General features: G+C 50.2%; 20 protein-coding genes. 10 read left to right on the forward strand and 10 right to left on the reverse strand.

Annotated elements, in window-relative coordinates; translation table 11 throughout:
- Nucleotides 1–11: 11 nt before the first annotated feature.
- Both dnaG and V7676_RS03665 read right to left on the reverse strand, forming a co-directional pair.
- Complete coding sequence (gene dnaG, locus V7676_RS03660; RefSeq protein ID WP_335658292.1) at nucleotides 12–1,880, reverse strand: DNA primase; 1,869 nt, start codon at nucleotides 1,878–1,880, stop codon at nucleotides 12–14.
- 10 nt (nucleotides 1,881–1,890) lie between these two features.
- Nucleotides 1,891–2,343: a GatB/YqeY domain-containing protein gene (locus V7676_RS03665; protein WP_335658293.1), complete on the reverse strand. Its 453-nt coding sequence runs from the start codon at nucleotides 2,341–2,343 to the stop codon at nucleotides 1,891–1,893.
- Nucleotides 2,344–2,496: 153 nt separating this feature from the next.
- On the opposite strand from V7676_RS03665, the gene carA reads away from it, so the two are divergent.
- The 6 genes from carA to V7676_RS03695 all read left to right on the forward strand — a co-directional run bounded on the left by carA (nucleotide 2,497) and on the right by V7676_RS03695 (nucleotide 9,122).
- Nucleotides 2,497–3,675 (forward strand): glutamine-hydrolyzing carbamoyl-phosphate synthase small subunit, encoded by a 1,179-nt coding sequence (carA, locus tag V7676_RS03670; RefSeq protein WP_335658294.1) that lies wholly within the window; start codon nucleotides 2,497–2,499, stop codon nucleotides 3,673–3,675.
- Complete coding sequence (locus V7676_RS03675; RefSeq protein WP_335658295.1) at nucleotides 3,672–4,049, forward strand: ribonuclease E inhibitor RraB; 378 nt, start codon at nucleotides 3,672–3,674, stop codon at nucleotides 4,047–4,049. Before carA ends, V7676_RS03675 begins: the two co-directional genes overlap by 4 nt.
- 115 nt (nucleotides 4,050–4,164) lie before the next feature.
- Nucleotides 4,165–4,551, forward strand: coding sequence for a hypothetical protein (locus V7676_RS03680; protein WP_335658296.1), 387 nt, complete (start codon nucleotides 4,165–4,167; stop codon nucleotides 4,549–4,551).
- Nucleotides 4,552–7,887, forward strand: coding sequence for a carbamoyl-phosphate synthase large subunit (gene carB, locus V7676_RS03685; protein WP_335658297.1), 3,336 nt, complete (start codon nucleotides 4,552–4,554; stop codon nucleotides 7,885–7,887).
- A 110-nt stretch (nucleotides 7,888–7,997) separates the two neighbouring features.
- Nucleotides 7,998–8,474, forward strand: a complete 477-nt coding sequence (gene greA / locus V7676_RS03690) for a transcription elongation factor GreA (protein WP_335658900.1) — start codon at nucleotides 7,998–8,000, stop codon at nucleotides 8,472–8,474.
- Nucleotides 8,475–8,480: 6 nt separating this feature from the next.
- On the forward strand, nucleotides 8,481–9,122 hold the full coding sequence (locus V7676_RS03695) for a rhomboid family intramembrane serine protease (RefSeq protein WP_335658298.1): 642 nt from the start codon (nucleotides 8,481–8,483) through the stop codon (nucleotides 9,120–9,122).
- A 4-nt stretch (nucleotides 9,123–9,126) separates the two neighbouring features.
- Here the strand turns inward: V7676_RS03695 and V7676_RS03700 are convergent, their stop codons facing one another.
- The 5 genes from V7676_RS03700 to V7676_RS03720 are packed head-to-tail and all read right to left on the reverse strand — an operon-like array spanning nucleotide 9,127 to nucleotide 11,234.
- On the reverse strand, nucleotides 9,127–9,360 hold the full coding sequence (locus V7676_RS03700; protein ID WP_335658299.1) for a DUF4170 domain-containing protein: 234 nt from the start codon (nucleotides 9,358–9,360) through the stop codon (nucleotides 9,127–9,129).
- Between the two features lie 19 nt (nucleotides 9,361–9,379).
- Nucleotides 9,380–9,916: a hypothetical protein gene (locus V7676_RS03705; RefSeq protein WP_335658300.1), complete on the reverse strand. Its 537-nt coding sequence runs from the start codon at nucleotides 9,914–9,916 to the stop codon at nucleotides 9,380–9,382.
- A 3-nt stretch (nucleotides 9,917–9,919) separates the two neighbouring features.
- On the reverse strand, nucleotides 9,920–10,246 hold the full coding sequence (locus V7676_RS03710) for a hypothetical protein (RefSeq protein WP_335658301.1): 327 nt from the start codon (nucleotides 10,244–10,246) through the stop codon (nucleotides 9,920–9,922).
- Nucleotides 10,243–10,665, reverse strand: a complete 423-nt coding sequence (locus V7676_RS03715) for a phage holin family protein (RefSeq protein ID WP_335658302.1) — start codon at nucleotides 10,663–10,665, stop codon at nucleotides 10,243–10,245. Before V7676_RS03715 ends, V7676_RS03710 begins: the two co-directional genes overlap by 4 nt.
- Before the next feature lie 38 nt (nucleotides 10,666–10,703).
- Complete coding sequence (locus tag V7676_RS03720; protein WP_335658303.1) at nucleotides 10,704–11,234, reverse strand: hypothetical protein; 531 nt, start codon at nucleotides 11,232–11,234, stop codon at nucleotides 10,704–10,706.
- 216 nt (nucleotides 11,235–11,450) lie between these two features.
- Here V7676_RS03720 and eno point away from each other — a divergent pair, with 216 nt between their 5' ends.
- The 4 genes from eno (at nucleotide 11,451) to V7676_RS03740 (ending at nucleotide 15,720) form a co-directional block, all read left to right on the forward strand.
- The gene (gene eno / locus V7676_RS03725; RefSeq protein ID WP_335658304.1) at nucleotides 11,451–12,725 is read left to right on the forward strand and encodes a phosphopyruvate hydratase; all 1,275 of its coding nucleotides are present in this window, start codon (nucleotides 11,451–11,453) and stop codon (nucleotides 12,723–12,725) included.
- 107 nt (nucleotides 12,726–12,832) lie between these two features.
- Nucleotides 12,833–13,144, forward strand: a complete 312-nt coding sequence (locus V7676_RS03730; protein WP_335658305.1) for an FtsB family cell division protein — start codon at nucleotides 12,833–12,835, stop codon at nucleotides 13,142–13,144.
- Between the two features lie 186 nt (nucleotides 13,145–13,330).
- Nucleotides 13,331–14,353, forward strand: coding sequence for a pyruvate dehydrogenase (acetyl-transferring) E1 component subunit alpha (gene pdhA, locus V7676_RS03735; protein WP_335658901.1), 1,023 nt, complete (start codon nucleotides 13,331–13,333; stop codon nucleotides 14,351–14,353).
- Nucleotides 14,353–15,720 (forward strand): pyruvate dehydrogenase complex E1 component subunit beta, encoded by a 1,368-nt coding sequence (locus tag V7676_RS03740; protein WP_335658306.1) that lies wholly within the window; start codon nucleotides 14,353–14,355, stop codon nucleotides 15,718–15,720. The genes pdhA and V7676_RS03740 overlap by 1 nt, the downstream gene beginning before the upstream one ends.
- Nucleotides 15,721–15,744: 24 nt before the next feature.
- Here V7676_RS03740 and V7676_RS03745 read toward each other — a convergent pair whose 3' ends face one another.
- The 3 genes from V7676_RS03745 to V7676_RS03755 are packed head-to-tail and all read right to left on the reverse strand — an operon-like array spanning nucleotide 15,745 to nucleotide 18,622.
- Nucleotides 15,745–16,485 carry a TadE/TadG family type IV pilus assembly protein gene (locus V7676_RS03745; protein WP_335658307.1) on the reverse strand — a complete coding sequence of 247 codons (741 nt, stop codon included), beginning with the start codon at nucleotides 16,483–16,485 and terminating at the stop codon, nucleotides 15,745–15,747.
- Complete coding sequence (locus tag V7676_RS03750; protein ID WP_335658308.1) at nucleotides 16,482–17,084, reverse strand: TadE/TadG family type IV pilus assembly protein; 603 nt, start codon at nucleotides 17,082–17,084, stop codon at nucleotides 16,482–16,484. The genes V7676_RS03745 and V7676_RS03750 overlap by 4 nt, the downstream gene beginning before the upstream one ends.
- Entirely contained in the window at nucleotides 17,081–18,622 is a 1,542-nt protein-coding gene (locus V7676_RS03755; RefSeq protein WP_335658309.1) for a hypothetical protein, read from the reverse strand. Before V7676_RS03755 ends, V7676_RS03750 begins: the two co-directional genes overlap by 4 nt.
- Nucleotides 18,623–18,743 lie beyond the last annotated feature (121 nt).

Below are 18,743 nucleotides of genomic sequence, written 5' to 3' on the forward strand. Positions count from 1 at the left end.
AATTCGAATGGCTACGCAACGTCGTCAATTTGAGTGAGTTCAACCAATCTTTCGTGAAAATCTTGCTTTACCTGCCGCAATCTTTGCTGCTCCGCATAGCTTTCTTCATCAAGATTATCTTGTACCCGCCGTGTTGCTTCCGCCAAAGCTGCTTCCAATCCCGGTCGCGCCGTTATCACCTTAATCGCTTCTTCCAAATCATTTTGTGCCCGTTCGATTAAGTCCGACGGGGCAGGATCTGGCAACTTGCGGTTGAAAGTGAAATTCAGCGCGTCGGCCCGTAACAGCCCTTTTGCGACATTATAACAATCTGTCTTTTCCAATATGGTAAGAAGGCACTGCATATCAAGCATTTCTTTACGCATAGCCGTACGGATCAGTTCGGAAAGCAAAGCCTGCATCTGCGAATCGGCAAGACGAAGGACGGTTAGTTCCTCAAAATGCTTGGAAATCTGCGACGGGTGGCGAATCAATCCGCCCAAAACGGCTTTGGCAATACGCAGGTCATATCCGTCGATAAGAACAGATTTTGTGTCATCCATTGGTTTGAATGAAATATATTGCGATTTGAATCCGCCTTTTGAACGGGTGAACTGTCTCGGTCTCGATTGGTTATCGCGTTTAGCGAAAAACTCATTTTCATATCGCTCTTGAAAATCTTGCCGATAATGTTGGGCGATATCCTGATCCGCAATGTCGCGTACATGATCAGATAGCCGTTTTTTCAAGCCAGCCTTGGTCTCTGGTGTGTTGAGCGGTTCGGCGTCAAATTCCACTTGCCAAATTTTGTCACCGAGCATTTGTGGTTTGTCAATCAACGCGGCGAATGCCTGCGGCCCGTCGGAGCGAATCAGATCATCAGGATCTTGTCCCGTCGGCAGTGAGATAAAATTCAGGCTGTGGGATGGGCGCAATATCGGTAAAGCCCTTAGTGCAGCACGCATCGCAGCTTTCTGTCCGGCATTATCCCCATCAAAGCAAAGAATCGGCGCTTCAACCATTTTCCAGATGCGCTCGATCTGATGTTCCGTCAGCGCAGTCCCCAACGGTGCCACGACATCTTCAAAACCCGCCTGGGCCAGTGCAATGGCATCCATATAGCCTTCTACAACCAATATGCGTCCGGTTTGCCGCGAAGCGGGGGACGCTTTGTCTAAATTGTAAAGTGTTCGGCCTTTATCAAATAAAGGTGTATCGGGAGAATTGAGATATTTGGGTTCACCGTCACCCAAGATACGACCGCCAAAGGCGATGACCCGTCCGCGTGGGTCACGAATGGGGATCATCAATCGCCCACGAAACCGGTCATAGGGATCACGGTCATCAACTTTGATTAGCAGCCCAGCCTCAACCAATTGATCTAGCCCATGAATAGAAAGGGCGTCTTTCAGGCGTCCGCGCGAGTCAGGTGCAAAGCCAAAGCCAAATTCACGGATAGTGGCATCCGATACGCCTCGGTTTTTCAGGTAATCGCGGGCAGCAGTTCCTTCAACCCCGTTAAACTGCTCGACAAACCAATCCTGTGCTGCTGCCATGACGTCATGCAAGGTCGCTCGGGTTTCCTGACGCTGCGCTGCGCGGGGATCGGGGGCAGTGACTTCCATTTGAGCTTCGGCAGCGAGATCCTTCACGGCATCCATGAAGCCTAGTCCGCGCTGGTCGGTCATCCAACGGATAGCATCACCATGCGCACCGCAACCGAAGCAATGGTAGAAACCTTTTTCGTCGTTAATCGTGAAGCTCGGCGACTTTTCGTTATGGAACGGGCAGCAGGCCTTGAATTCGCGCCCGGCTTTTTGAACCTTCACCGTCCGGCCGATCAGCGTGGATAATGTGATCCGGCTGCGCAGTTCATCAAGCCATTGCGGAGAAAGGGTCATAGGGTTTGGTTCAGCTAAGCGCTGCCTTTACCAGACCGCTGGCCTTGCTCATGTCAATTTCTGACCCGTGGCGGGATTTTAATTCTGCCATTACGCGGCCCATATCTTTCATCGAATCCGCGCCAAGTTCTGTCTTGATCCCATCAATTAGCGCTGCAGTATCTGCTTCGCTTAATTGGGCTGGCAGAAACTCCTCGATTACGGAAATCTCCATTTTCTCGCCTGCCGCCAGTTCCGCGCGGCCGCCAGCTTCGAACATTTCCATTGATTCGCGGCGTTGTTTTGCCATTTTCTGCAATACATCCGTGACCATTATATCATCATCAAGCTTGCTGTCTTTGGTGCGAAGCTCAATATCCTTATCTTTGATCTTTGCCAAAATCGCGCGCGTGGCGGCCGTGCGATCCTTGTCGCCAGCCTTCATTGCCGCAATTTGTGCAGCCTTCACGTCATCGCGAATCATAGCGTTCTCCATATTTTTGGAATAAGCTATCAACATAGCCGCAACTAAATGTTTTTCATAGATTGCGAGCGATTTTTTCGTCCCCTAGTGACGGCGAAATTTGCTTGAAGCGCAGGAGCACAAGGTTTCTGCCATTACATAAAGGACAATGCCATGACTGACACCAGCATCCCCGCCGCTCCCAAGGGCGCCACCGGGATATTGGTTCTGGCCGATGGCACGATAGTGTGGGGCAGGGGTTTTGGCGCAACGGGCGCTGCCGTGGGTGAAGTTTGCTTCAATACCGCGATGACCGGCTATCAAGAGGTGATGACTGATCCCAGTTACGCCGGGCAGATAGTCACCTTTACCTTTCCCCATATCGGCAATGTCGGAACCAATGACGATGACGTAGAGGCAGATGCGCCGCATGCTTTGGGCTGTATTGTCCGCGAAGATGTGACCGTGCCGAGCAGTTTCCGTAACACCAAGCCTTTCGATCAATGGATGGCGGAACAGGGCCGGATCGGCATATCGGGTGTTGATACACGCGCATTGACGCGGCGGATCAGGGAAGCCGGCGCGCCGAATGCCGTGATCGCGCATCATCCCGATGGCCAGTTCGATATCGACGACCTGCTTGCGAAAGCGCGCGACTGGGCCGGTCTTGAAGGCATGGATCTGGCCATCGAAGTGACCGGACATCAGACGAAGCTATGGGATAGCGGTATCTGGCGTTTGGGGCATGGATATGCACCGGAAGTTGGCGTAAGTGCCGCGGAAGGAGAAAGACCGCATGTGGTCGCCATTGACTATGGTGCCAAGCGCAATATCTTCAGAAATCTTGTTAAGGCTGGCGCGAAAGTTACTGTTGTTCCTGCGCAAACTTCTCTTGATGAGATTATGGCGTTGGAACCTGCGGGCGTATTTCTGTCCAATGGTCCCGGCGATCCGGCGGCAACCGGTGTTTATGCGGTTCCGGTGATCAAGGCGCTACTCGACAAGGACGTTCCGATTTTCGGCATATGTCTGGGTCATCAGATGTTGGCACTAGCGGCGGGCGCGAAGACTACCAAGATGTTTCAGGGCCATCGCGGCGCCAATCATCCGGTGCAGCGCCATGAAGACGGCACGGTAGAAATTACCAGCATGAACCACGGCTTTGCAGTGGACAGCGCCACGCTGCCCGACACGATAGTCGAGACCCATAAAAGCCTGTTCGACGGCAGCAATTGCGGCATAGAAATTACCGGTAAACGCGCCTTCGGTGTGCAATATCACCCCGAAGCCAGCCCCGGTCCACAGGATAGTTTCTACCTGTTCGAGAAATTTGTCGGAGGGTTGGTCAAATGAGCGGCGCGATTGATCCGGCCCATCTCGCCGAGGAATGGGCGATAGATGATGAAATCCTTGAGAATATGGCAGCAGGTGGCGATCTCTCGCATGTTGTGCGCGAGATTAACGTGCAATTTGTCGGCGCCGTTGCCAATCTAAACCAGTTCAAAAATGACGCAAAAAAATGGGGCTTCCGTTCCGCGCTTGTATCCCAAGAGGAAGAAGGTTGGGTCATCGAACTGCAGATCGATCTCGACACACGGAAAGAAACTATTCGCGAATTGACGCGCAAATGCCTTGAGATTGAAACCGAATATGACATTGACCATGATGGTTGGGGCTGCTTTGCCTGCAACGAAAATGGCGAGATTTCGGATGAGAATCCGGCGTGATCGAGGAGTTGGTAAAAATCGGTTGGCAAAACGGAAAGCGATATCTCTCTGAAGCGAGTTTCAGTTTGCGAGAAAGTTCATCTCCGTTTGGGAACTTTGTAAGAAAGGTAGAATAATGCCTCGATTGCAGCCAGAAGAACTAGAAGATGCTTTATTCCTTTCAATGCTTAACAAGACTCGTTCTAAAATGGGACCAGAATTCGATCTTATTGCACTTTGTGAGGAACTGAAGATTGAAGCGACTAAATCGGATTTGATCGCTTTTACTTCGGATAATGAAGGGTTTCGCGGCACTAAAAATAATACCCTGCAAAGCATTGGGTTTACAATGAATGCGGAAGGCCGCCGTCACGCTCTAGCCCTTGAAAAGAAAACCCGTCCGAAAAACCTATCTGAGAGATTGTCTGAGATCCCATTTGGAAAAGGTTTTTGGGAAATTTTTAAATTAGCACTAGCTGCCTTCTTAGGAGGTTTAGCGGTGTCTTATTTCGGAAAAAATTAAATGCCAAAAAGAACTGACATAAAATCCATCCTTATCATTGGCGCTGGCCCGATTGTTATCGGACAGGCCTGCGAATTTGATTATTCGGGAACACAGGCTTGTAAGGCGCTGAAAGAAGAGGGCTATCGGATCATTCTGGTAAACTCTAATCCGGCGACGATCATGACCGACCCGGACATGGCGGACGCGACATATATTGAGCCGATTACGCCCGAAATTGTCGAGAAGATCATCGAGAAGGAGCGTCCCGATGCGATCCTGCCGACCATGGGTGGGCAGACGGCGCTGAATACCGCGCTATCGCTCAATAAAATGGGCGTGCTTGCAAAATATGGCGTGCAGATGATCGGCGCGGATGCAGAAGCCATCGACAAGGCGGAAGATCGCGAGAAATTCAAAGCCGCGATGGATAAAATCGGTCTGGAAAGCCCTCGCTCTGCGGTTGCGCATAGCGAAGAAGAGGCGATGGAGATTTTGAAGGATATCGGCCTGCCAGCGATCATGCGGCCCAGCTTTACCATGGGCGGTACAGGCGGCGGCGTGGCGTATAACCGCGAAGAATTTATTCATTATATCAGGACATCTTTAGAAGCCTCTCCGACCAATGAAGTGCTGATCGACGAATCGCTGATTGGCTGGAAAGAATATGAGATGGAAGTTGTTCGCGACAAGGCGGATAACTGCATCATCATCTGTTCGATTGAAAATGTCGATCCAATGGGCGTCCATACGGGGGACTCGATCACGGTCGCTCCGGCGCTGACGCTGACCGACAAAGAATATCAGATCATGCGGAATGCCTCTTTGGCGGTGCTGAGAGAAATTGGAGTCGAAACAGGCGGTTCTAACGTACAGTTCGCAGTCAATCCGAAGGATGGCCGGCTTGTCGTTATCGAAATGAACCCGCGTGTGTCGCGCTCTTCGGCGCTGGCATCGAAAGCTACCGGTTTCCCGATTGCAAAGGTCGCGGCGAAATTGGCGGTTGGCTATACGCTGGATGAAATCGACAATGATATTACCGGCGCAACTCCGGCTTCGTTTGAACCGACGATTGATTATGTCGTCACCAAAATCCCGCGTTTTGCATTCGAAAAGTTCAAAGGCGCGGAGCCATTGCTTTCCACTGCGATGAAATCTGTTGGTGAAGTCATGGCGATTGGTCGTAATATTCACGAGTCGCTTCAAAAAGCGCTGCGTGGTCTGGAAACGGGGCTGGACGGCTTTAACCGCGTGCAGGAATTAATCGGCGCGCCACGGGACGAGATTGCCGCAGAATTGGCTAGAGCGACACCTGACCGGTTGTTGGTCGCTGCCCAAGCGATGCGCGAAGGCTTTAGCGATGATGAAATCAATGAAATCGCTCATTATGACCATTGGTTTTTGGCGCGTATTCGCGAAATTATCGATGCCGAACAGGACATTTTGGACAATGGCTTGCCGAATGGCGCAGAAGCGTTGCGCAAGCTGAAATCCATGGGCTTTTCTGATGTCCGGCTTGCCAAGCTGGCCATTGATGCGGTGCATGTAGCTGGCGGGGCAGGACGCGCTATCGCTGGCGGTCATGGTCTGGTTCATGACGCCATTGCCGCCATGGCAGGTGCTACGACCGAAGAAGAAGTCCGCGCGCTGCGCCACAAGCTGGGTGTGCGGCCCGTGTTCAAGCGGATTGATACTTGCGCGGCGGAATTTGAAGCCAAGACGCCCTATATGTATTCGACCTATGAATCCCCGATTTTCGGTGAGCCGGAAAATGAGGCCATGCCTTCCGATCGCCGGAAAGTTGTGATTTTAGGCGGCGGACCGAACCGCATCGGGCAGGGTATCGAATTTGACTATTGCTGTTGCCATGCCTGTTTCGCGCTGGCGGATGCCGGTTATGAGACCATCATGATCAATTGCAATCCGGAAACCGTGTCGACCGATTATGACACGTCTGACCGGTTGTATTTTGAGCCGTTGACGGCGGAAGATGTGCTGGAAATATTGCATGTTGAGCAAAGCAAAGGCGAACTGGTCGGGGTTATCGTGCAATTTGGCGGGCAAACGCCGCTGAAATTGGCCGCTGCCCTGGAAAAAGCCGGGATTCCAATCCTTGGTACTACGCCGGATGCGATTGATCTGGCCGAGGATCGGGAGCGTTTTGCGAAACTGGTCAATGATCTGGGGCTGAAACAGCCCGAAAATGGCATGGCGCGGACCGAAGAAGAAGCGGTTAAAATCGCGGAACGCATTGGCTATCCGGTGTTGATCCGGCCAAGCTTCGTGCTCGGCGGACGGGCGATGGAAATTGTGGATGGTCCGGCTCAACTGGAGAATTATATCAACACGGCGGTTCAGGTATCAGGCGACAGTCCGGTGCTGGTCGACCAATATCTGCGCGATGCAGTGGAAGTCGATGTTGATGCAATTTGTGATGGCGACGAAGTGGTCGTCTGCGGCGTGCTGCAACATATCGAGGAAGCGGGCGTTCATAGCGGGGACAGTGCGTGTACGATACCGCCCTATAATCTGAGCGATGAAATTATCGCGGAGATGGAGCGGCAGACAGAGGCTTTGGCTTTTGGTCTGAAAGTGCGCGGCCTGATGAATATTCAATTCGCGGTCAAAGACGGTGAAGTCTATCTTATCGAAGTGAACCCACGAGCCAGCCGGACTGTGCCGTTTGTTGCGAAAGCCATTGGTGTGCCTATTGCCAAAATTGCGGCACGGGTGATGGCTGGAGAGAAGCTCAAAGACTTGCCAGAAATTAACAGGCATATTGATTATATTGCTGTGAAAGAAGCAGTTTTCCCGTTTAACCGCTTCCCCGGCATTGATCCTGTGTTGTCACCGGAAATGAAGTCTACTGGCGAAGTTATGGGTATTGATAACAGCTTTGCGATCGCCTTTGCAAAGGCACAACTCGGCGCAGGTAATATTTTACCAAAAGGTGGAACCTTGTTTGTTTCGGTAAAAGAAACGGACAAGAAGGTCATAGAGCCAGCAGTGCGATTGGCCGAGAAATTGGGCTTCAAGATTATCGCCACGAGCGGCACGGCCGATTATCTGACCGAAAAAGGCATAAAGGTCGAAAAAGTGAACAAAGTGGCCGAAGGGCGTCCGCATATTGTTGACCGGATTATCGACCGTGATGTTGATCTAATCTTTAACACAACCGAAGGTTGGCAGTCGCTAAAAGACTCAAAGTCGATCCGGGCAGGGGCGCTTGTTGGCAAGATTCCCTCTTTCACAACTGCCACGGCCAGTGTGGCGGCGATGGAGGCAATTGGGGCCTTACGTGATGAGACGCTTGAAGTTCGCTCGCTTCAGTCTTATTATAAGGCTTCGCAGACTTAATTTCCGACAATCTGTCAAACTGCGGGCGAGCCTTCTCAGGGAGGGGCGCCGGGAAACTATTATTGACGCAGCGTTCTAAAGACCGCTGCGATTTGGAATGAGAAAGGCCAATTATGGCTGTTGAGAAAGTACCGATGCTGGCCGAAGGCCATGCCATGTTGGAAGCTGAACTGAAGGCGCTGAAAGAAGAGCGGCCGCGCATTGTTGATGCGATTGAAGAAGCACGTGCCCATGGTGATTTATCGGAAAATGCCGAATATCACGCCGCGAAAGAACGTCAGGGTCAGGTTGAAGCGACTCTTGCTGATATCGAGGATAAGCTGAGCCGCGCGCAGGTTATTGATCCCACGACCCTGTCGGGTGACAAAGCTGTATTCGGTGCGACGCTGACCTTGCTTGACGAAAATGACAAGCAAGTAAGATATCAGCTGGTAGGGCAGGCGGAAGCAAACGCCAAGATGGGCAAGATTAGCTATAACAGCCCCATCGGGCGGGCCATCATCGGCCGTGTTGTTGGTGACGAGATTGAAGTCACGGTGCCGTCGGGTGAAAAATATTATCTTCTTGAGAAAATCGAGTTTATTTAGGCCAATATGAACCTGCCGAACGGAAAGCTGACAAACGGGCTGATCATTGCCAATGTCGTGATCTTCCTGTTGCTATGGCTTTCCGGATTTCAGGATGAATCAGTCCTGCGCGGCGGGTTTTTTCCTATACGTTTGGGAGAAGGCTATCCTGCGCTGGAAGCGGTAGGGCAGTTGGTTCCGGCTTGGCTAACCCCATTGACCTCTGCCTTTCTGCACGGCGGGTTCATGCATATTACGTTTAATATGATGATGTTGCTGTTTTGCGGCCGCTTTGTTGAGCAAGCGCTGGGGCCACAACTTATGGCAGTTCTCTATATCGTTGGCGCTTATGCAGCGGCGCTGGCGGAATTTGCGTTTAACGGTCAGTCCGTCATTCCCGTGGTAGGTGCCAGCGGAGCGATATCCGCTATACTGGGCGCTTATGCGCTACTATTCGCGCGCAACGACGTGAAGCCGGTCGGGCCGTTTCCGGGCTATGTTGTCCGGATCGCGTGGCTGACGCTGGCATGGATCGGGATACAATTATTGATCGGAGTCGCGACCCGTGGCAGCCTGAACGGCATCGCTATTTTTGCACATATCGGTGGCTTTGTGGCCGGATTAATTCTAACCCGGCCTTTGTTGCAATGGCGATTTAAAAACGCCTGACTGCCTAGATATCGGCAGGCAGCTCTGGTTCCAGCAATTTGTGAAGATGCACGATGACATATTTCATCTCGGCATCATCAACCGTCCGCTGGGCATTTGAACGCCAAGCATCTTCTGCTTCTTCATAATTGGGAAATACGCCAACCAGATCAACCTGATCCAGATTTTCAAAATCCAGCCCGCGGGGGTCCGTAACACGTCCACCCATTACCAGATGCATTCTGCTGCGCTCGCTCATATATGTCCCATTCTTTGAATTATTTTCCGGATTTATCCGATTTTACCGCAATGCTGGCGGCTTCGGCGGCGCTCTTAGCAGCCTGTGCGGCTTTGCCAAGCAGATCTTTAATTTGGTCCTGAACACTGCCTTTGTTTAGCCCTAGGGTTTCGATCTGTGCCTGTCCGGCTTCCTTAGCCGCATCATAGGCCTTTTTTGCCGTTTCGTTCACCTTTTTGCCCGCTCCGCCAACAAATTTTGTTTCCGTTTGGCTCTTGGGAAGTAATGCGCCGACAAGTGCGCCAAGGGCTAGTCCGCCCAAAAGGACGGCCAGCGGATTCTGGGTAATGACTTCCTCTGATCGGTTCGCAGCAGTTTTAGCCATCTGCTTTGTCGCTTCAACACTTTCAGCGGCTTTTATCTTACTATCGCCGAGCAATTCTGCGGCCCGTCGTTTGCTATCCGACATTTTTTCAAGCGCTATTCCTGTGCCTTCTCCTACCAGTTCTTTGGCATTTCCAATACGTTCGCGGGAAATGGTACGGGCTTTTTCGATACTGTCAGATAATTTGTTCATGGCTCAATCCTCCGAATCATTGATATGGTAGTTGTCATCAGCGGCTTTACGACCGATGAAAAAATTCGTGAGCGGTTTGCGCAGTGCAAGTAAAGTCGCCGCTGCGGTAACCGAAGCGACTTTACCAGGATTATCTTTAACTCCTTGCAACGCAATTTTACCGGTTTTCTGGACGCGGTCTAATGCTTTGTCCTTAGCATTCTGGATAAGATTTGTCGGTCGCAGGCGTTCTTTCGTCTGCGAAAAATCTTCTTTCAGATGATCCCGTGCTTGCTGTCTTTCAATTGCGAGATCGCGAAGGTTGAAAATATCATCATTATTCTGGGTCATTGGTCATTCTCATCCAAAGGTAATTTGCGCGCCCTTTTTATTGCCATGCTCATTAATGCCGTAGTCAGCAGTAAACCGCCCCCGGTCAACAGTGCTGTAGCAGCGATTGGCCCCCAATAATGGGTCAATATCAATAAGGTTCCCAATATCAGAGAAACAATCGTCGTCATCCCCAATATGACGGCGATGCTGAACAGAATCAATATTGTCTTTGTGGCCGCCATGTTGACCGACAATTTTATCCGGTAATATGCAATTTCGGCTTCCGCCAGTTTGCGGACGTCATCTACCAGGTCGTTAAGCTGCGACCTAAGCGGTTTATCGCCGACGCCAGGAGCGGGCGCATCAGATTGCGCCGTTTCCCTTTCATCCAGAGATGGTTGCTGCTTTATCGTTGTGGCTTTATTTTCCAAGCTCATTACCCATCGCGATCGAATAGAGTTTGAAAAGATATATTCTAGCTGCGATCATCTGTCCCCGACTTGATTAGGCGCGACACCAATAGGCCGATAACAGCCGCAGCACCTATGGCAACAGCAGGCCGTTTACGAACAAAGTTACGCGCATCGTCGACCATTTCGTCAACATCTTTTGCGTTTACCTTTTCGGCGAATGAGGACATCGCATCTGCTGCAGATCGCGCATAATCGCCATATTTCTCTCCAACATTCTCGTCGATAGATTTTGCGCTATTCTCGATCATCTCGCTCAAACTACCTATTGCTTCTCCGGCCTTCGCTTTTCCATCATTAGCGGTGGAGCGGACCTTATCGAAAGCACGATCTTTCAGATCAGCTTTGCCAGTTGGTTTAGCGGATGCTGCGCGCGTTGCACCGGCTTTTAGCGGGGCAGACGGCTTAGCGGCTGTTGTTCTTTTGACATTCACCCCTTTAGCGGGGGATGATTTTTTGGCCGCAGCTTGCTTTGCAGCCGGCTTCTTCGCAGATGCCTTACGTGTGGTTGGTTTCTTTTCCTGATCGGTGGCCATAATAAAATTCCTTCCTCAAAAACCCTTAGCATTACAAAGTGATCGATGGCGTTGTCGATCAGTTTTTCCCTAAAAATTAAATGGTGTCTAATCCTTATGATTCAAGGGGAAACCAGAGGATGGCCAACACCATTACCGATGCGGACGATTGCCACAAGCCTATCATGGCGATAAGGGCTTTTCGATACACCAATTTCTGCAGGAGGCTTTTCGAAAATGACCGCTATATTAGATCTTCACGCTCGCCAAATATTGGATAGCCGAGGCAATCCTACTGTAGAGGTCGATATCCTGTTGGAAGATGGGAGTTTCGGGCGTGCGGCTGTTCCATCGGGCGCTTCAACCGGCGCTTATGAAGCGGTTGAATTGCGCGACGGTGACAAGAGCAAGTATCTCGGCAAAGGTGTCCTGAATGCCATTAAGGCAGTGAATGGCGAGATTAGCGATGCTTTATTGGGACTTGATGCTGAAGATCAGGAAGAAATTGATGCGACGATGATCGCGCTTGACGGAACAGAAAATAAAAGCCGCCTTGGTGCCAATGCAATATTGGGTGTCAGTCTTGCCGCGGCTAAGGCTGCAGCCGATGCGCGCGGACTGCCTCTTTATCGCTATGTTGGCGGTGTCTCAGCACGGGTATTGCCGGTTCCGATGATGAATATCATCAACGGCGGTGAACATGCGGACAACCCCATCGACTTTCAAGAATTTATGATCATGCCAGTTGGCGCAGGCAGTATTGCCGAAGCGGTTCGCTGGGGATCGGAAATATTTCATACGCTGAAGGCCGGTCTGTCGGAAAAAGGTCTGGCGACCGCTGTTGGTGATGAAGGCGGCTTCGCGCCCAATCTGGGATCGACTCGCGATGCGCTTGATTTTGTTATGGCATCTATCGAGAAAGCCGGTTTCAAGGCTGGCGACGAAGTCGTACTGGCGCTTGATTGTGCCGCGACCGAGTTTTTCAAAGATGGCAAATATCATATTTCGGGAGAAAATAAGATTTTGTCTCCGGGCGAAATGTCAGATTATCTGGCCGAGCTTTGCAAAGATTATCCGATCAAATCCGTTGAAGATGGAATGGCCGAAGATGATTTTGAGGGCTGGAAATTGTTGACGGATGCCGTCGGCGATACGGTCCAATTGGTCGGAGATGATTTATTTGTCACAAATCCAGTGCGTTTGTCGCAAGGCATTAAAGACGGTCTCGCCAACAGCTTGCTGGTGAAAGTCAATCAGATCGGTACATTGTCTGAAACCCTCGAAGCTGTACGCATGGCCCATAACGCTTCTTATACAGCGGTCATGTCGCATCGTTCCGGTGAAACCGAAGATGCCACCATCGCCGACCTGGCGGTCGCCACCAATTGCGGGCAAATAAAAACCGGCAGTCTGGCACGGTCTGATCGGCTTGCAAAATATAACCAACTGATCCGGATTGAAGAGGAGTTGGACAGCGTGGCGCATTATGCCGGGCGGTCCATTTTCTCGTAAAAAATTCGGCTTATTTAACGGGTTGTTCGGCGTTACTCCGGCGGCCCAATTGAAATAAAAGTATTAACGCTATTGCCAGTGAATCAATAATCTGATTCAAGAGAATTATGGCGCATAAAGAAAAAATTGGTGATTTGATAAAGGCAGCACTCGGCCCCGGCTTTGCTCTTCTGACTCTGCTTGCCATCGCCGGATATGCAGTGCTTGGTCCAACCGGAATTTTAGCTTGGGGTGAATATCGCACTGCGCTTGATAATCGGGGGACACAATTAGCGGAACTCAAAGTGGAGCGCGATGCATTGAAGAATCGTGTGAAGCTGCTCGACCCTAAAGGTGCTGATCCTGATTTGGTTGGTGAATTGCTTCGTAAAGAAGGCAATTTTGTACACCCCGATGAGATTATTGTTCCGCTAAAATAGCCCCAGTTTCCCAAATCCCGCTTTTGTAAGGATTTCCAGCCTATTAGGCTTGGGAATTTCCCGTTACCTGTTTATGGTGCTGTAACAGCAAAAAAATAGGATAGTGCAAGCGTGGCAAAACCTCCCCAGAAAGCTCCGTCGAAAGCCAAGACTCCGGTTAAGCGTGTGTCGAAATCTGCCCCGGCGATGACTCCAGCCAGAACGGCGCGCAGCAAGACAGTGTTCAAAACACCAATTTATAAAGCCAGTAAGGCAGAGTTGATGGAATTTTATGAGCAGATGCTGCTCATTCGTCGCTTTGAAGAAAAGGCAGGGCAGCTATATGGTCTTGGGCTGATCGGAGGCTTCTGCCATTTATATATCGGTCAGGAAGCTGTGGTGACGGGGCTGCAGTCTGCGATTGAACCGGGTAAAGATAGTGTCATTACCGGTTACCGTGATCATGGTCATATGCTGGCATGTGGCATTGACCCCAATATCGTTATGGCGGAATTGACCGGCCGCGCCTCCGGTATCTCCAAGGGCAAGGGCGGTTCCATGCACATGTTCTCGGTCGACCATGGTTTTTACGGCGGCCACGGAATTGTCGGCGCGCAAGTATCTCTCGGCACCGGCCTCGCTTTCGGACATAAATATAAGGAAGATGGCGGCATATGCCTAGCTTATTTTGGTGATGGCGCATCAAATCAAGGCCAAGTTTACGAAAGTTTCAACATGGCCGAACTGTGGAAATTGCCAATCATTTATGTGATCGAGAATAACCAATATGCGATGGGGACGAGCGTTAATCGTTCTTCTGCGGAAGACCAGCTATACCGTCGGGGCGAAAGTTTCCGTATACCGGGGATGCAGGTCGATGGCATGGATGTTCTAGCGGTGCGCGGTGCGGTTGAAGAAGCGCTGCAATTTGTGCGGAGCGGCAAGGGGCCGGTATTAATGGAACTTAAAACCTATCGCTATCGCGGCCATTCTATGTCCGACCCAGCGAAATATAGGAGCCGGGATGAAGTGCAAGATGTGCGCGAAAAATCGGATCCAATTGAACGATTGAAAACCATGTTGATTAAACAGGGTGTCAAAGAAGAGGATTTGAAAGCCTTGGACAAAAATGTGCGCAAGACCGTTATGGAGGCAGCTGATTTCGCCGAGGAATCGCCCGAACCAGAGGCTGCTGAACTTTATACGAACGTGTTGGTGGAGCAATATTAATGGCAATCGAACTAAAAATGCCCGCATTGTCGCCAACAATGGAAGAAGGCACGCTTGCCAAATGGCTAGTGAAAGAGGGTGATGCAGTCAGTTCTGGCGATATTCTTGCTGAGATCGAAACCGATAAAGCCACCATGGAATTCGAAGCGATAGATGAGGGGGTAGTCTCCAAAATTCTGATCGCCGAAGGAACTGAAGGTGTTCCGGTTGGTACCGTCATAGCGGAAATGACGGGGGAAGATGAAGAGGAAAGCACGGAATCTACACCTGCTCCGGCTCCTATTTCTAAAACGGAAGCCAAGCCAAGTCCGGCACCGGCTCTCGAAGCGGCTCCGGTTGCAGCCGTATCGCGCGCAGAAGATCCTGCCATTCCTGCTGGTACCGCGATGACCAGCATCACCGTTCGCGAAGCGTTGCGCGATGCGATGGCAGAAGAAATGCGGGCCGATGATAGAGTCTTTGTAATGGGCGAAGAAGTCGCTGAATATCAAGGCGCGTATAAAGTTACCCAAGGCTTGTTGGATGAATTTGGCGGTAAGCGGGTGATTGATACGCCGATAACGGAACACGGCTTTGCCGGAATTGGTGCAGGCGCCGCCATGGGCGGGTTAAAGCCGGTCGTCGAGTTTATGACGTTTAATTTCGCGATGCAGGCTATTGATCACATCATCAACTCTGCGGCCAAGACAAATTATATGTCCGGTGGCCAAATGCGCTGTCCGATTGTTTTCCGTGGCCCCAATGGGGCGGCTTCCCGCGTAGGTGCACAGCATAGCCAGAATTATGGACCATGGTATGCAAGCGTTCCGGGCTTGATCGTAATCGCCCCTTATGATGCAGCTGATGCTAAAGGTTTGCTGAAAGCTGCCATCCGCAGTCCTGATCCCGTGGTATTTCTTGAAAACGAGCTTCTTTATGGACGTTCTTTTGATATCCCGGATATGGACGATTATGTCCTGCCCATCGGCAAAGCCCGCATTATGCGGGAAGGCACAGATGTTACGATCGTGAGCTATTCGATTGGTGTCGGTCTTGCACTCGAAGCCGCTGATACGCTGGCCGGTGAAGGGATTGAAGCAGAGGTTATCGACCTGCGCACCTTGCGTCCTTTGGATACGGAAACTGTGCTGAAAAGCCTCGCAAAAACCAATCGGTTGGTTGTTGCGGAAGAAGGATGGCCAACTTGCTCAATTTCCAGCGAAATTGTGGCAGTCTGTATGGAAAAAGGCTTCGACGACCTCGACGCACCGGTTATCCGCGTGACCAACGAAGATGTCCCGCTACCCTATGCCGCGAATTTGGAAAAGGCGGCGCTAATCGATGTGCCGCGGATTATCGAGGCAGTGAAGAAAGTTTGTTATCGCTGAGTAGCGGATAAATAGTCGTTCAATCTAGCCGCCGGGTGGGTTATCGATTGTCCCGTAGACATTGCACTTCCACAATTGTGATGAAGGAATAGCACTTGCGTTGCGCAGTGCATGATCGTCGCGTTCACGGGCGACGAAAGCACTTTGGTAACGAATTACAACATCCCCGAAAAATCTGTCCGATACGAGCGGCTTGTAATCATAAACTACTTCCACAAAATTTACTGCATTCAAGCCTGACGTTGTGATTTTTTTACCAACCGGTCCCATTCCGTCTTTGAGGTTGGCGTTGTAATTTAGCGGCGCGCTCGCCCCGTTTTCCGAAGTGTCATTTTCTGCTCCAAAGCTGGATACATATTTGGTATTTCCACCATAACATCTTTGCCACCGAATCCAGTAGCCTGCGCCAGAACCGGTCTTCCCATTGTGTTCAAAGTTAGACAGGATTACGCGCGCATTTTCGGAGAAAATGATACTGTCGCCGGTCAAGTCAAGACCTGTGAAAATTTCCCGAATATCCGCTTCATCAATGGACTCGCGCGCGCGAGAGGCATTGTCGGCTGCGAGCATTGCAATCTGGCTAACCTGCATATGGGAGGTTGCTAGGTGGGCGGTTTCCAATCCGGTCAAACCAACCGTAAGAAGGATCGGTGCCGAAAAGGCAAATTCCAGTAAGGCAAGCCCGCTCGTATCTTTAACGAGGCTCAGGTTTTGGAATCTGCCTGAAATAGCCGTCAAGTGTGATTTTGTTTTTTCAATGATCATAACGTTGACTCACATGTTTCAACCAAATCCACCTGTGCACCATAGGGCTGATTACGCACCGCAGTGCTGTTGGAACTTTTCATCGTCTCGCTCCATCCGAACATTTTTGCCAGCGGGAATAGACGCTTCGTTTCTATTTCGATCTGATAGCTGACGATGTCATCGGGGCCACCAGTGCCAGGAATCCCGTAATCGATATCAAACACACCATTTTTATTATTATCGATAAAACAATCACCAGGGTCGACTTCGCCATTATGATTCACATCTGTGGTAAGCTTTTCCGGTTTTCCAATATTAGTAAAATCGAAATAGCTTTTGACCGTGACATCGACTTTTGCATCTTTCAGTGTCAACGCAGCCAGGCCTTCATCAACAGCGGTCTCAATCTGCTCAACGGTCATTTCACCAGTTGAAGCATCACGGGCAACTTCATGCAATTTTGATTTGGCGAGGGTATCAAGATAGCCCTGATAGCCGACATCCATAATACCGAGCAGAATCAACATCAAAGGGCCGATGACAAGACCGAATTCTACCAATGTGGCACCATCTTCGTTACGAATCAATGCGCCTTTAAAGTTGGAAAAATTTATCATTTTGACAACCTCAATCCGCCAATGGTTTTCGCAATATTGCCAAAAGCGTCTTTCAGCGCATCATTACTTGTCGCCGCCGCCGCATGTTGCGGACTGGTTGCACAATCGCGCAAGTTTGTTCCAACGGTATTGGCGTCCGTGAACTGAATCGTCCAAATGGTTATCCCTTTGGATTTTGCAGCTTTACACATTAATTGAAAGCGGTTGGCTTGACGGGCATTATAATCGTTATAATTTAGCGTTTTTGGCCCTAAACGCGCATCGAGTTCATTATAGCCATAGACGTTATACCGGTTTGGATAAACGTTTAAATCCCCATCAGTCATAAAGATTATGTGACGCGAAATGTTAAAACCATTTTTCGTCTTAGAATTTTCCGCTGCGAACAGACCCGTTGGCGATAAAAAGCGAGCGCCCCAGATCATTCCTATTGTATGATTCGTATTTCCGTTAGGTGTCAAACCGTTAATGTAGGATTTTAAGTTTCCGGCAATCACATTTCCGGCGGAATCGGTGCCGCTGGAATTATATGTTGGATATTCAGCCAACCTCCGACCCGCGACAGGACAGCTGGAATCGTTGGCTTGAGAACCGTTTCGGAGATATTCTACTCCGCCCCAATAAGGACGCCAGCGGGTCGCCTTGCTTGACGGAATAAGGTCGATATCCAAATCATAGGCATTGGCCGGAATGGCATTGGTTGTTGCATCGATATTGGAAAACGTGTCGCGTTCCTCAATACAGCCATCCCATCTTTCAGTGGGGCCGTGTGTTGCATTATTTGGATTATCAAAGAGCGTCGGACGCAGTGCAGCGGGCTTCAGTGGGTCTATCGACTTCACATAAGCCGAAACATCATGGGCAAATTCGTTGTATTCCCAAAAATCAAAAACTGCCCCAGACTGCCATTGCGTAGATTTGATCGGCGGTGCATCATATCTGTCAACCTTACGGGTACATTTCTGATTGCTGCTGCTAATCCGATCGTAATTATAGTAACTGAACTCATAATATTTACCATTATGCGTAATATTATTGCCTGAAGGATAGCCGCTGTTACTAGGACTCCAAATTGGTGAAACCGACAAATTTTGACCAAACTTATTTTCGCACGCACTTCTAGTATTGCCATAGGCATTTTCAACTCTCAAATATTCATAAGTAACTACAGGAGCAGTCGAATAAATTTTCCAGTGCGCACGGCGTGTTTGATAGTTCCATTCGTCTTCTACAGCAGTGTTGGTTCCCCCGACAATCCAGGATGGTTGTTCGGCTAGTAATGTTCCGCCGACATTGATCATTGCATTATACGGCATGAAACCATAGCGAACCTGGCTACCAGATGTTCCGCCACCGGGCCCCAATATATTGTAAAATTCCTCTACCGCATTTTTCAAACCGGTGATCCGCTTTTGCGATTCATCGTTCGTGGAATAGCCATTGGGTTTCCAGGCCATCGAACCGGTGACATCCATTACCATCATGACATCGACATTGCCGATATCGAGGCGACTGGTGCAATTGACCTTGATATCCATATCCTTAAAACCGAAGATTTTCATAATTGATGTGTCAAGTGAGGTCTCGGCGAAGCCCCTTACTGTGCGATCACCCGGACCATCTACGAACCGTGGATTCGCTACTCCGTCAACGGGCTTG

Origin of the sequence: Parasphingorhabdus sp. (assembly GCF_036963805.1) — a bacterium.
In the GTDB taxonomy this organism is placed as follows: Bacteria; Pseudomonadota; Alphaproteobacteria; order Sphingomonadales; family Sphingomonadaceae; genus Parasphingorhabdus.